Source organism: Salsuginibacillus kocurii DSM 18087 (assembly GCF_000377705.1).
Lineage (GTDB): Bacteria > Bacillota > Bacilli > Bacillales > Marinococcaceae > Salsuginibacillus > Salsuginibacillus kocurii.
Genome location: NZ_KB898639.1, coordinates 19,452 through 33,117 on the forward strand (window position 1 = coordinate 19,452; position 13,666 = coordinate 33,117).

16 protein-coding genes are annotated in these 13,666 nt (G+C 46.5%); 12 read left to right on the forward strand and 4 right to left on the reverse strand.

What is annotated here, in order from left to right:
* Window positions 1-572 precede the first annotated feature (572 nt).
* The 3 genes from D469_RS0118700 to D469_RS0118710 form a co-directional block, all read right to left on the reverse strand.
* Window positions 573-1,706 carry a trans-sulfuration enzyme family protein gene (locus D469_RS0118700; RefSeq protein WP_018924912.1) on the reverse strand — a complete coding sequence of 378 codons (1,134 nt, stop codon included), beginning with the start codon at window positions 1,704-1,706 and terminating at the stop codon, window positions 573-575.
* 301 nt (window positions 1,707-2,007) lie between these two features.
* Window positions 2,008-2,835 carry an STAS domain-containing protein gene (locus D469_RS0118705; RefSeq protein WP_018924913.1) on the reverse strand — a complete coding sequence of 276 codons (828 nt, stop codon included), beginning with the start codon at window positions 2,833-2,835 and terminating at the stop codon, window positions 2,008-2,010.
* 204 nt (window positions 2,836-3,039) lie between these two features.
* Entirely contained in the window at window positions 3,040-3,300 is a 261-nt protein-coding gene (locus D469_RS0118710; protein WP_018924914.1) for an S-layer homology domain-containing protein, read from the reverse strand.
* Window positions 3,301-3,522: 222 nt separating this feature from the next.
* Between D469_RS0118710 and D469_RS0118715 the strand changes: the two genes are divergently transcribed.
* Entirely contained in the window at window positions 3,523-4,755 is a 1,233-nt protein-coding gene (locus D469_RS0118715; protein ID WP_018924915.1) for an FAD-dependent monooxygenase, read from the forward strand.
* A gap of 23 nt (window positions 4,756-4,778) precedes the next feature.
* Window positions 4,779-5,351 carry a hypothetical protein gene (locus tag D469_RS0118720; RefSeq protein ID WP_018924916.1) on the forward strand — a complete coding sequence of 191 codons (573 nt, stop codon included), beginning with the start codon at window positions 4,779-4,781 and terminating at the stop codon, window positions 5,349-5,351.
* Between the two features lie 52 nt (window positions 5,352-5,403).
* Here D469_RS0118720 and D469_RS0118725 read toward each other — a convergent pair whose 3' ends face one another.
* Window positions 5,404-5,850: an IclR family transcriptional regulator gene (locus tag D469_RS0118725; protein WP_018924917.1), complete on the reverse strand. Its 447-nt coding sequence runs from the start codon at window positions 5,848-5,850 to the stop codon at window positions 5,404-5,406.
* 1,004 nt (window positions 5,851-6,854) lie between these two features.
* Here D469_RS0118725 and D469_RS21355 point away from each other — a divergent pair.
* The 10 genes from D469_RS21355 to D469_RS0118780 form a co-directional block, all read left to right on the forward strand.
* Window positions 6,855-7,067 (forward strand): hypothetical protein, encoded by a 213-nt coding sequence (locus tag D469_RS21355; protein WP_026286316.1) that lies wholly within the window; start codon window positions 6,855-6,857, stop codon window positions 7,065-7,067.
* Window positions 7,064-7,243, forward strand: coding sequence for a hypothetical protein (locus tag D469_RS0118735; protein WP_026286317.1), 180 nt, complete (start codon window positions 7,064-7,066; stop codon window positions 7,241-7,243). Before D469_RS21355 ends, D469_RS0118735 begins: the two co-directional genes overlap by 4 nt.
* 14 nt (window positions 7,244-7,257) lie before the next feature.
* Window positions 7,258-7,689 (forward strand): acyl-CoA thioesterase, encoded by a 432-nt coding sequence (locus tag D469_RS0118740; protein WP_018924918.1) that lies wholly within the window; start codon window positions 7,258-7,260, stop codon window positions 7,687-7,689.
* Complete coding sequence (locus D469_RS0118745) at window positions 7,686-8,618, forward strand: fumarylacetoacetate hydrolase family protein (protein WP_018924919.1); 933 nt, start codon at window positions 7,686-7,688, stop codon at window positions 8,616-8,618. The genes D469_RS0118740 and D469_RS0118745 overlap by 4 nt, the downstream gene beginning before the upstream one ends.
* 18 nt (window positions 8,619-8,636) lie before the next feature.
* Window positions 8,637-9,134, forward strand: a complete 498-nt coding sequence (locus D469_RS0118750) for a DinB family protein (protein ID WP_018924920.1) — start codon at window positions 8,637-8,639, stop codon at window positions 9,132-9,134.
* A gap of 32 nt (window positions 9,135-9,166) precedes the next feature.
* Window positions 9,167-10,270, forward strand: a complete 1,104-nt coding sequence (locus D469_RS0118755) for a cupin domain-containing protein (RefSeq protein WP_018924921.1) — start codon at window positions 9,167-9,169, stop codon at window positions 10,268-10,270.
* A gap of 205 nt (window positions 10,271-10,475) precedes the next feature.
* On the forward strand, window positions 10,476-11,396 hold the full coding sequence (locus tag D469_RS20805; RefSeq protein WP_018924922.1) for a PhnD/SsuA/transferrin family substrate-binding protein: 921 nt from the start codon (window positions 10,476-10,478) through the stop codon (window positions 11,394-11,396).
* A 16-nt stretch (window positions 11,397-11,412) separates the two neighbouring features.
* A complete protein-coding gene (gene phnC, locus D469_RS0118765; protein ID WP_018924923.1) occupies window positions 11,413-12,198 on the forward strand; it encodes a phosphonate ABC transporter ATP-binding protein in 786 nt (261 codons plus the stop codon).
* 5 nt (window positions 12,199-12,203) lie between these two features.
* Window positions 12,204-13,013: a phosphonate ABC transporter, permease protein PhnE gene (phnE, locus tag D469_RS0118770; RefSeq protein ID WP_205621079.1), complete on the forward strand. Its 810-nt coding sequence runs from the start codon at window positions 12,204-12,206 to the stop codon at window positions 13,011-13,013.
* Window positions 13,014-13,408: 395 nt separating this feature from the next.
* On the forward strand, window positions 13,409-13,666 hold a 258-nt coding region (locus D469_RS0118780), incomplete at its 3' end, for a transposase (RefSeq protein ID WP_018924926.1).

The following is a 13,666-nucleotide window of genomic DNA, read 5'->3' on the forward strand; positions in this document are numbered from 1 at the left end:
ACGAATCCCTCCCATGTTTAGTGCGTTATGGTTAAGCTATATTTGATGTGCTTTAATAGTAAAGGGCAATGAACAGCTACGTCAATAAAATCGAAGGACTTTTTCGAATATTGTGTTATTTGCAGTTTTTATTTAGGTGATTGCTTTTTTCTATAATGAAAGAAAAAGGGCTTGATTCCCGCAGTCCGGTACATTTATTTTTAAAAGCTGCTCATATTTAATTTGTCATCACACTTGTTACTTAGACTACCTTCAAAATATAAAGAAAAAAGCGAATTTCCAAGAATCATTAATTTGGTTGCGTTTACACAGTAAATGTTTTCGCTTTCATGGAAGGTTGTGCTCTTTGCATCTTTTACAAAATAAGAGCAGACTAAAGATATACCCAGCATGAAGAAAGAAGGGAAACTTGTGAAATTCTTACTTGGTTTAATTGAATCCGTAAACAAAGCCATCGTTCAAAAGAATCAACACCATAAAAGATTTCAAGCTGAAGATTAATCTTTCCTGTAATTCAAAAAAACCTATGGAATGGCGCCAGCCACTTCATAGGTTTTTTGTATCCTTTATTTTCACTTCCTACTCGCCTCAAGCGCCCGTTCAAACACGCCGTTGATGTCTTCCGCGTCTTCGAGGCCGACGGAAATGCGCACGACGCCTGGTGTGATGCCGAGGCGCTCGCGGATGTCTTCTGGGACGGTGCGGTGCGAGGTGTTGAGCGGGTAGGAGACGGTGGTCTCCACTCCGGCAAGCGTGGCGACGAGCTTGACCCACTCTAGTGAGGCGAAGAAGGTCTCCACCTCATAAGCATCTCCCAAGTCGACGCTCACGACCGCGCCGTCGCCTTTTTCCGAGAGGCTTTCCGGGTAATACACGGCGGCCATTCCTTTTTCTTTGAAAAAACGGGCAACTTGTGCGGCGTTCTGGCCCTGCTCTTTCATTCGTACACTCAAGGTTTTCAGGCCGCGCACGGTGAGCCACGCTTCAAAGGGGCTCAGGTTCATGCCGAGGCTGATTACTTTTGGGACGGCGCGGCTCATGTAGCGCTCGCTTCCGACTAGAACGCCTGCTGTTACGTCGCTGTGGCCGCCCAAGTATTTGGTGGCGCTGTGGACAACGAGGTCGGCGCCTTGTTTTATCGGTTGTAAAAAGTACGGTGTGGCAAAGGTGTTATCGATCATAAGCGCGAGCCCGTGCTTTTCTTTCAGTTCAGCCAAGCCGCTAATATCTTCCACGCGCAGGAGCGGATTGGTTACGGATTCGGCGTAAAGGAGTACGGTTTCCGGTCGAATCGCCTGCTCCAAAGCTTCTTGGTCGGTAAAGGATACGAAGGAAACGTCGATGCCCCACTCTTTTAAGTCATTGGCAAACAAGCCGTATGTCCCGCCGTAGACGTCTTCCGGCGCCAGCACGTGATCACCTGATTTGGCTACGGCAAGTACGCCGGCGAGAATCGCAGACATCCCGGAAGAAGTGGCCACGCCCTGCTCGGCTTCTTCAAGCGCGGCTGTGCGCTCGCCTAGCTCATCCGTGTTTGGGTTACCGTAACGCGTGTAGAGATGGTCATGCGTATCGCCAAAAAAACCTTCCATATCGTTTAAGTCTTCAAAGGCAAAAGCCGAGGTTTGGTAAATCGGTGTTGCTTTGCTTCCGACTTTTTTCGTCGGTGTTTCACCGTGAATCATTTTTGTGTTAAAGTCAGCCATCAAACACCCACTCCTATTTCTTTCTATATGTATGTCCACCATTTTATCACAGCAGCAGGGTGGCCTCTACTTTAAGGCGTCATGGTTACTTTCATTCGCTCCAGGCGGACGCTTTTACCACAGGCCCAAGCCTGAGATCTGCTTTTGCCGAAAGCGGTTTCTACCTGCCCTGAAGCGTATACATCTTCCTTTTGCCCGCTCGACTCGCCGTCTTTCGCTCCGCTGAAATCACCGTTTGCGATAGGTCCCCATATAAATACATCCCAACAACACGAGCTGGCTTCTCCTGTTGTTGGGATGCTTAAATATGTTCGACTGCCTGTTTTACGGTGGCATATGAATCAATCACGGCGATTTCAATATTGCTGTGTACAATCGCTTGGACAAGTTCGGGGCGCAAGCCGGTGATGACGACATGGACGCCCATTAAGCGAAGGGAGTTGCCGATTTGATGAAGTGATTCGGCAATCTGTTCATTGATTGTTAATGTGCCGGAAAAGTCAACGATGAGATGATCCACTTCAATCTCGGCAATGCTTGGTACCACGTTTTTCATAATGTGCTCCACTTTAAGCGAATCGATCTCCCCAATGAGCGGCAGCACCACTACTTCATCTTTAATAGGTACAAGCGGAGCTGACAATTTGAGCATTTCTTCTTGCGCTTCTTTCTTGTATTGATCCGACAAGCGTTTGTAGGAGAAAAACGTTTCATTCAAGCTGATATCAAGCATCGCATTGATCCGCTTAATAATAAGCGCATTTTCTTTCACCGACATATCTAGCTCAACACTGATCCGGGTAACGATATCATTAAAGACTTCCCGTGTCGGCGGGTAGCGGACGACAATCTCATTAATCTCTCCGCCCGAAGTGACTTGCATCTCCGAATTTTTCGCGCTCCATTCCAGCAGCGCATCCGGCACCGCATCACCGTCATCTCTTGTCTCCTCATCCAGCAGCGACTCCGCTAAGAAGCTCCAGAACTCCATAAACATCTGGACCGCTTGTTCTTCTTCCCAGGTTGGAAGCTCCAGCTGCATGCGCCAAATCACCTTTTCAACCACTTCCTGCGCTAAAGCTTCAGTCTGTTCATTTATGTAGTTGGAAAAATTCAAAAAGGACGGCATCCCATTCACACCTTTGGTCTATTCTAGTTCCTCTATTATAACCCCAGAATCTACTTGCTTGCTCACAATCAATTATTTCAAAGTTCCACCTCTAGTACAATACATTATACCACCATCTCGATTTTTCCTAATAAAAAAACCCCCAGCAAAGCGAGCAGCACTCACTTCACTGAGGGGAAATGTTTTCAAAACGATTCAATTGCTTTAGTTACTAAAATCGATATACTGCAAGTACTCATCTAGCATAGACGCCATTTCTGCACGTGTTGTGCTGTCACGTGGAGCTAGCGAACCATTTGTATGGCCTTCAAGCACGCCTTCACTTACGAGGTAAGCCAGTGCTTCTTCAGCCCACGGGCCAATTTCTCCAGCATCAGTGAAGTTGCCAAGCTCCGACGTATCGATCTCGATATCATCATCTGAGAGATCAAGTGCCTCAGCAGCTGTTAAGGTACGGAACAGCATAGCCGCAGCTTCTTGGCGCCCCTGTCTGCCGTGACACCTTTTTCAATTCGAACGTTTTAGAGGCTATTTCACCTAGCGCTCCGATCTCAGTCACTTCTAACCCACGTTCTACATAGAAGAATATTCGCCTATCCGTTCTCCATTTTCACCACTTATACTCTCATTATAGGAATGATGATAGCGCTTTATCTGCTATAAAAACTATGTAATGAGGTGGTAGGCATGTCCAAGCAAACACAAAATGCTACAGCTATTGTTGTAGGAGCTGGTCCTGTAGGGCTTACAGCTGCATTGACTTTACAAACGAAGGGGATCGATACGAAATTGATTGAAGCCGATCCGTTAGATCGTCCCCGCCCAGGAAGCCGGGCAATTTACTTACACAACGCCACGCTTAAGTTGCTCGAATCTACCTATGAAGACTTAGGCTTCACGATTGCAAAGAATGGCATTGTCTGGCCTGTGAAAAAGACACTTTTTAAAGGCAAAGAAGTATATAAACGCGATTACGGGGTGACTGACCCTGCGAATCCAGAAAAACTTCCACCTTTTACTGCTTTGCATCAAGACCATATTGAGCATTTTATTTATAATGCGTGTGAAGAAGTTGGAGTTGAGTTTGTGCAGGAGACTCCGATTGAACGTTGTGAGACGTCCCCGCAAGGTGTAAAGCTAACGAGTTCATCGGGGGATACATGGGAAGCTGACTATGTGATTGGTGCCGACGGGGCCCGGTCTAATGTACGAAAAACAATTGGTGTCGAATTTGAGGGACCTCGTACAAATGACCGGTTCCTTGTGTTAGATGTGAAAGAAGATGAAAGCGCCCCGCTCCCGCTTGAACGGATTTTTCATTATCAACACCCCGCCATGGGAGGGCGCAATGTGATGCACGTTCCCTTCAAAGGTGGTTGGCGCGTTGACTTACAGCTTTTGCCTGATGATGAAGTGGAAAGCTTCAGTGAACCGGAGAAAGTAAAAGAATGGCTGCCTCACGTTATGCCTGAAAAGTATATCGATAAGGTGACTTGGGTCTCGACGTATCGCTTTCACCAAGTCGTGGCCAATTCGTTTACCGATAACAATCGGCGCGTGCTGCTAGCTGGGGAGGCAGCTCATTTGTTCGCTCCTTTTGGGGCCAGAGGGTTAAATTCTGGTGTGCCGGATGCCGTGATTGCAGCTGATAGAATTCATCAGGCAACGCTTGCTTCCACGGAAGAAGCCCGAATTGAACAAATAGATAAAGCCGCTCATGAACGCAGAACGGCGGCCTTATGGAATAGAGATAGTTCAACCACCGCCTTGCACCACTTACAAAGTGATTCGAAAGAAATGAATGTAAAACGAGAAATCGCCGCATCTTTAACAGATGTAGCGCCGAAACTTGGCAGATGGCTCGATGAAGGCCCGTATGGACCACGGTTTGGCTCACCTGAAGTATCGACAAAATATTAATGAGCTTAGAAAGGAGGTCTAACATGGCAGTGGCTATGAATGAATTAAACAACCCGGATTTGGGTCCAACTACGTTGCCTGTAAATGACCTTATCCGTCGAATTGAACGAGTTGATTGGTTTACGAATATGGGGCAGACGCCGCAGCAGGCAGAAGCACAGATTAAACAAGTCTATCAGCATCTGAACCTATCAGAGCCAGGCGTCTACTGGTTAAGTCAAGAAACGATAGAAGAAGAGATGCCCTGTTCACTTACTAACAGCGAACTATGGGCTAAACTTCAGCCCGTCCCGGCAGCGCTTCAGACAGAAGCTGAGCGTTTAAACCGCCAAACGCAGCTTGACTACCTTGTTTATCAGCTGCCGGAATTGATCTTCCATAAAGTCTATCACGCGGCTTTTACCACCTTTGAAAGGGTAGCTACGATTCAATTTATAACGGGTCACGCCATTTATTTATGTACGATGGCGTGTATATGGGAACTTCTTAGTGACCAAAAGGAATGGAGCTATAATCCGTACAAAGCCTTATTTGAAATATATGAAGCAGGCCATGTCCCGCTCGGAATGGATGAGTTGGGCTTTTACCTCCTTTAATAATAAGCGTCCTTTCCCCGTCTTTTTTAAAAAGGGCGAGAGGGACGCTTTCTTACCATTCTTCGTAATAACCTAGTATTTCAGAAATATCTTGGGCGCCCTCAGTGAGAACTGCGATTACATCAGCGTACCTTTCTTCTGTGATGCGGTTGGTCGGCCCAATCAAGGCTATAGAAGAAGTGACCTCTGACGTGTAGTCTTTAATCGGCACCGCCATACTTACAAACCCTTCAAAGTATTGGTCTTTAGCAATCGCGTAGCCAGCGGATTGAATCTTATGTAAGGTGTTACGCAGTTCGCTTTCTTCTGTCAACGTATAAGGCGTATATTTTTTAAGGTCACCTTGGATGATATTTCGCTGCAACTGTTCGGCCTGGTGCACAAATAAAACAAGGCCTTCAGCTGTGCACTGGACAGGGTGGCGGCTGCCAATATCAGTGAGTAATTGCGTCTTCTCGGCTGCAAGATGGTACGCAAGTATCTTATCCGCTCCAACCAATCTCTCCTAAAGGCTTACGTCCAGCTGATAGCAGCATATTAGCTGCTGACCTTATTCAAGCGAATCAGTCCGTGATTATAACCTCATATCTCAGGAGAGAAGCGAAGAATGTCGAGGCTTTAGTCGAACTCAGTGAACGTTTCGCTATTCCGGTGCTAGAATCAGTTCCTAATTTTATTAACTTCCCCACCTCTCATTCGATGCATAATGGTTATTAATGGAATGAGGATAAATAAAATAGATGGTTACAACACGCCGATCTCGTCTTACTTATTGATTGTGCTGTCCCTTGGATTCCTACGAAAAACAGTCCCCACAAGGAAGTTGTGAAACGTGTTCGACTAAACGCTCAACAAATAGCTGAACCCTTATCTCTTAGAACAAAAACGGTTACATTTCTGTGTTTATCGACTGCTTAAGCTATATATTAAAGAAGTTATCTGGGCAAAAGTTTAGCTTTCTGGTATATGGAACACCTTATCTATACAGCAAAAAAATTTAGAACAATCAATAATCTACTCCTTTTTTTAAAAATTATCCTTCCGATGTTCCGTATATCAGAATTGTTTTCTTTAAGCGGAACGCTATTAAACTTACGATTAGGTTGGAAAATAAATATTGAAACTATTTAGATGATTAAAAAAAGAGGTGAAACATTTGATACAAGCAAATTGTCTCCATCCTACTCCTGAACAGATGGAGCGTAAATTGTCACCTACCCAGAGTCAAAAATTGAACCATCTCCTTCTTTTTTTTAAAACAGTACAACTATTTCTACGCCACAAAATTGGAGAAAACCGCGATCCCCATTACCACCTACGATGAATTGACGCAGCTTCCATTCACGTATAAACAGGACCTTATTGAGGATCAACAGAACAAACCACCGCTTGGCACCAATCATTCGTATGATTCAAGTAATTATATTCGCTACCATCAAACATCCGGGACGACCGGACACCCGTTAAAAGTATTAGATACGAAGGAAAGTTGGAGTTGGTGGAGTGCTTGCTGGCAAGAAGTCTATCGCTCCGCTAATGTTGACCACAAACAATGAGGTCGTGTTTCTCGCCTTTTCTTTCGGTCCTTTTATTGGATTTTGGGCTGCGTATGAAGGTGGAAAAGAAGCTGGCTGCACTGTAGTTCCCGGCGGGGATCAATTTACAAAAGAACGGCTGCACAGCATGTTGGAAAATGAGGCCACTGAAATGACATGAACCAACTAAAGGTGCAGATTGATACACAACTGGAAGACTCGCAAAAATTGAAAGCGCTTTTAAGAGAGCGGCTTGGGCTTCGGGTAGAGATTGAAGAACTTGAGGAAGGTTCTCTTCCCTCTTTTGAGATGAAAGCGAGACGCGTCATTGACGAACGCGACCAGGAAACTGAGTAAAGGAGCATAGTGACATGACTCATTCTATCAATTGGAAAGTCGCCTGGGGAGACACAGACGCAGCTGGCATCGTTTTTTATCCTAATTTTTATAAATGGATGGACCATGCAACCCATGAATTTTTTGAAGCCAACGAGATTTCGACTGCTGATCTATTTTTCAAAGAAAACGAAGCCATTCCTTTATTGAATACAGATTGCAGCTTTTCCTCTCCAGCTTTATTTAAAGATCAGCTAAGGATCGATTCGGCGATTGTTCAGCTCAACGAAAAGACCTTTACTATGAAGCACAGCTTCTGGAAAGGGAATGAGGAAATAGCTGAAGGCACGGAGAAACGGATATGGATTACGTTGAACGAAGGACTCCCTAAGGCGAAACCCATTCCCTCACCTATTTTTGAAGTATTAAATCAAACCATGAACGATAAAGGAGATGAAAGAACATGAAGTTAATAACGTTTACTGTTAACGGAAACACCCAAATTGGAGCGCTTGAAGACGACACCATCTATGATCTACATGAAGGCTTCAAAGCGTATTTAACTAATCAAGCAGAAACACGGGTGGAAGAAAAAGCGCAAACATGGGTGCCAAAGGATATGAATGGCTTCCTCGAAGGTGGAGATGAAAGCTTAGAACGTGCTACACAGGCGCTGCAATACGTAAAAGAAGCAGCTCCCGCTACGAACAGAGCTTTAACCTATGATAAACAAGAGGTGCGCATCGAAGCGCCTGTTCCGAACCCAAGCAAAATCGTGTGTGTCGGCCATAATTATCGTGAACACATTTTAGAAATGGGCCGCGAGATTCCAGAAGTCCCTGTCCTCTTTGCAAAATTTGCAAACGCGGTCATTGGACCTGAGGATGAGATTCCTTCCCCTCCTATTACGGAAAAACTCGATTATGAAGCGGAATTTGCCTTTGTTATCGGAAAAGAAACTAAAAATGTCAGCGAAGCGGATGCCCTGAATTATGTAGCTGGCTATACCATTGTAAACGATGTAAGCGCCCGCGATCTGCAAATGCGCACGCTGCAATGGCTTCAAGGTAAATCACTGGACGGGAGCGCGCCAATGGGCCCTCACCTCGTAACAAAAGACGAGGTACCCGACCCGGATGCACTCAATATTTCGCTTGAAGTCAATGGAGAAGAAAAACAACGCTCGAATACGGAACAACTTGTGTTTAATGTGAATCGGATGCTCTCTTTTGTCTCGAGCATTATGAAGTTAAAGCCTGGTGATGTGATTTGTACAGGAACCCCAGGTGGTGTTGGTGCAGCCCGTGATCCGCAAGAATTCCTAAATGATGGCGACGTCGTGAAAATCCAGGTGGACCAAGTAGGCACGCTTGAAAATACGGTACGAAATCTTTAATAGCAAGGAGAATGTGTAATGGGACGGATAACAGATTATCAAACAACCATCGCTGATCAATTAGACTTCTTTATTGAAAAAGGACAAGAATTACCGGATGAGATTATTCAGTACAAACCAAGTAATGAAGAATGGTCAATTCAAGAAATTCTCGCGCATACAGAAGAATTTCCTCTGTATTTCACCAAGGAATTGATAGAAGTTATAAAGCATGATCAGCCCGAATGGGGACGGGGGTTTGAACATCCGGAACGCTTAGCCGCAGTTAACGCTGCCTTTGACCGAGAAACCTCTTCCCTTCTTGACGGGCTCGCCCAAACCAAAACCACCGTCCAGGAAAGACTAGACGCGATTGAAGACGAGGATTTGGACCGCGTTACCCCACACCGCAATCCCAAATTTGGGGAGAAACCGATGCAATTTCTAATTGATCACTTTCTAGTAGAACATCTAGAAACCCATCAGAACCAATTAAATCGCGTTGTCAACCAATATCAGAACCAGACCCAAAACTAATCCTCATCATTATGAGTAAGGAGTGTTGTATTATGGCAGAAGCGAACACCTTTTTTGAAAGTAAAGAGGTAAAAGCATTTAATGAAAAAATTAAAAAAGACGACCTTGGCCCTCTTTGGAATGCGATTCCTGAACTAGTGTCCCAACAACCTAAGCAAACCGCCAAGCCTTACTTATGGAAATGGCCGCTGGTAAAAAAACATTTAATGGAAGCAACCGAAATCTTTACCCCAGACCGTGGGGGCGAACGCCGAGCGATTTACTTTCAGAATCCAGGCCTTAAAGACCGGGAGCCATGGGGATGGGGGTCCACGACCCAAAACTTATACGCAGCCGTTCAACTCATCCAACCTGGTGAAACAGCCCCTTCTCACCGTCATACGCAAAGCGCGTTACGTTTTGTTATTTCCGGGGAAGGCGCCTACTCCATTATTCAAGGCGAAAAAATGTATATGGAAAAAGGAGATTTCCTTGTAACCCCACAATGGCTATGGCATGGTCACGGTCATGAAGGGGAAGAACCAATGATCTGGATGGACGTGCTTGATATTCCATTTATTTTTGCAACAGGCGGGTCTTTCTTTGAAGGACACCCGGACGGATTAGAAAAACCGAGTCAAGAAAACAATTATTCCGCACAACGTTATGAAGGCGGCATGGTGCGTCCAAAAGCGGACCGCAAACCTCTAAAAGCCCCGGTCGGAGCCTATAAATGGTCGCAGACAGAAGCGGCATTGGACGGCTTAAGCCGCTTCGATGCTGATCCAGCCGATGGCTACACGGTTGAATTTGTAAACCCTTCAACCGGGCAACCAGCAAATGCTAATATTGCCGCCTGGGTGCAACGCCTTCCGATGGGCTTCCACGGCGAAGCCCACCGCCATACAAACACTTCAATTATTTATGTACATGAAGGCTCAGGCTACACCATCATCGAAGGTGAAAAATTCGCCTGGGAAACCGGTGACTTCCTAGCTATTCCAAGCTGGAACTGGCACGAACATGTGAACTCTGGTGACCAAGAAGCACACCTTTTCTCTGTACATGATACCCCCATTATGGAAGCCTTCAACCTTCAACAGGAAGAGTTCACAGAAGCACAAACGATCACAAGTGAATTTGAACCAAACATGTAATACGGTAGAAGGGGAGCTTCCCTTCTACTTTTTTAGTTGAGAATCATCTTTCAGAGCTGTGATGCTAGGCTCCCTCTTTTCGCAATGCATCATTTACAACAAAATTACAATCTTTTACATTTACTTCATAGTAGATTAACAGTTTTTCTCTATAGTAAACAATGAAGCACAGAAAAACTATAGCTTACTATGGGGGGACCTATAAATGAAATCGTGGAAATGGGCAAGTCTAGTTATGACAGGAGCTTTGTTATTCACAGCTTGTGGAGAAGATAACAGAGAGGAAGAAGCAAATGCTGACGAAGAAACAGCTACTGCGGCAGAGGAAGCTGACCGCGAGGATTGGCCGGAAACCGTGCGTTTTGCGGTAACTGGCATCGACGGGATGGAAGAGTTGCAACGCCGTTATGATGTGTTTCAAGATCTAATGGAAGAGCTGATAGATGTCGAATTCGAATTCTTTGCCTTGTCTGACCGGACCGTCGCTTCTACGGCGATGGAATATGACCAGGTGGATATCGTGCTTTCCGGACCGTCGGAATACGCGCAGACAAAAGCTGCCGAACCGGAAGCAGAGCCACTCCTCGCACTGGAACGTGATGAATATTATACCGTCGTGATTGTCCATGAAGACAGCGACTACGAGACGATTGAAGATTTAGAAGGTGAAACGGTCGGGATGAAAGAAGCCGGTTCAACATCCGGTCATATCGGCCCAAGTGCACTATTTATTGAAAATGGCATGGAGCCTGATGTTGATGTAGAGCTCGAGCTGCTCGGCGATGCACGCGTTGACGCCTTTAAAGCAGGTGAAGTCGAAGCACTCGGTGACGGCATTCGCTACTATGACATGATGGTCGAAGAAGACGGCGAAGGCGAGTACCGTATTCTTCATGAAGGACCACCGCTTCCGCAGGACCCTTTTGTAGCAGCGCCGAGCCTGCCTGAAAGCTTTAAAGAAGAATTTACCGACGTGCTCTTTGAACATGAAGATGAAGTAATCGCTGCGATATTGGATCATGAAGAGAATGAGAAGTATCAAGAAGCCCAGCTGGTCGAAATTGATGACTCAGACTATGACCTCATGCGCGAGACGTACGAGACGCTCGGCATCGAGCTGCAATAGGAAAGGGAGGCTTCTTATGATCTCGTTAGACGTTGCTCAGCTAAGCAAAGTATATCCAGATGGCACGACCGCATTAAAAGATGTCAGCTTTCAAGTTAACCCAGGCGAAGCCGTCGTCTTACTCGGTCATAACGGCTCCGGAAAATCAACACTCTTTCGCAGCATCACCAACTTTGAACAGCTAACGAGCGGTGAAGTGTTCATTGATGGAGAGCCCATTCAATCTCTTAGCAAACGAAAAATGCGCCTGGTGCGAAAACGCATCGGCATGGTCTTTCAAGATTTTAACCTTATCTATAACTTAAGCGTCTTTCAAAATGTACTGTTTGGCGCGATGGGGCAAGCGAAAACGTCACTTCATACGTTCAATTGGTTCGCACCGAAAAACCTGCGCATGAAAGCGATGGAATGTCTCGACCGCGTCGGGCTTGCTCATCTCGCCAACCGACGGGCCGATGCGCTCTCCGGCGGTCAGCAGCAACGCGTAGCCATTGCCCGCATGCTCATGCAAGACCCGGAGTTAATCCTCGCCGATGAACCGATTGCCAGCCTCGATCCAAAAGCCGGCCGGGAAGTGATGGATCTCTTATGGGAAATTGTTCGGGAGCGCGCTCTAACGGTATTTTGCATTCTTCATCAAATGGACGTGGCCAAAGAGTACGGCGAACGAATCCTCGCGCTAAAAAATGGGCGTCTCTTGTTCGATAGACCCATGCAAGAGATCAGCGATGAAACCTTGAGTCTTTTATACGAACAAAAAGATGCTGCTAAACTGGCGTCGTATGAAGAGGCAGGTGCGTAAGGGCTATGGCTGATCAGGGTAAGGATAGATGGCAGGAGGAGATGCCGGCGCGGGCGAAGCGGCCGTCGCTTGGTGGGTTTCTGTTGACGGTGGTGGTTGTAGCGTTTTTGTTCTCGGGGCTAGCCGGGGCCAATTTAAGTGTTGACCGGTTGTTTGATGGCGTGCTGAATCTGGGCCACTTCACGATGCAGGCAGTGCCGCCGGATACGTCGCGGGTGCCGCACGTTCTGGGTGCGATTGTGGAGACATTTGAGATCGCGCTGGTCGGTACCGCTTTCGGGGTGATGATTAGTTTGCCGGTGGCGTTGCTGGCATCAACGAATACCAGTCCGCATCCGGTGGTGAGGACCGTCACGCGCGGGGTGGTCTCGATGCTTCGGACGGTGCCGGAACTGATTTGGGCGCTCGTCTTCGTCATTGCAGTCGGCCTTGGACCACTGGCCGGCATTCTTACAATTATTATCGACACGATCGGATTCTGTGCACGCTTCTTCTCAGAACGAATCGAGGAAATTCGCAAAGGACCGTCGCAGGCGCTAGAATCCACGGGGGCCACACAGTTCGGCATTATTGCCGGTTCCGTCGTTCCGGCCGGCTTCCCTTCCTTTGTCGGCACCAGTCTCTTTGCGGTCGAAAAAGCGATTCGCTCCGCGGTTATACTCGGCCTCGTCGGCGCGGGCGGCATCGGTGTCGAACTAAACACCGCCATGTCCATGCGAATGTTCGACGAAGCACTGATGATCATCATTTTGATATTGATTGTGGTCATCACAGTGGAGCAAATATCAACACGGATTCGGAAAAAAATTATATGAATGATAAGGGAGACTGTCAGCTTAGGTCGCGTGGAGATGTAGCGGTGCGATCGGGGTTCGCCGACGTATGGGCGGGGCAGCTCCTTTTTTGTTTGGATTGGTAAAAGCATGTTTGCAGCATGAATCACAGAAAGAGCGGGAGATTGAGGACGTAAATATGAGATCGGAGCGAGGTGGAACGGGCGGGATAGAACACTGTGCATCCTAAGAGTGCGACTGTGCATCGAGTTGGCTTCACTGCGCAAACGGGTATGCGCTATAGCTTCGAGGTGATCACACCGCACTCGAGCCGTGTGACGCCGCATTCGATTGGTGTCATGGACCGGTTACACTTATTTGGACAGATATTATAAGTTGCTCTAAGATCAAAGTAAGGTAATAAAGGAGTGGATATCATGTCCAGACAAAAAAGACAGCACTTCTCTCAATCTTTTAAAGAACAAATCGTTCAATTGAGAGCTTCGGGAAAACCCCGTCAAGAGATTTTGAAGGAATACGGAATGTCGCCTTCTGTATTAGATAAGTGGGTACGTCAATCCAAACAAGGTGAGTCTTTTAGTGAGCGGGAAAACCGTACGACCGAACAAGAAGAACTCCTTCAATTACGCCAGGAAAACCAACAATTAAAGATGGAAAATGATATTTTAAAGCAA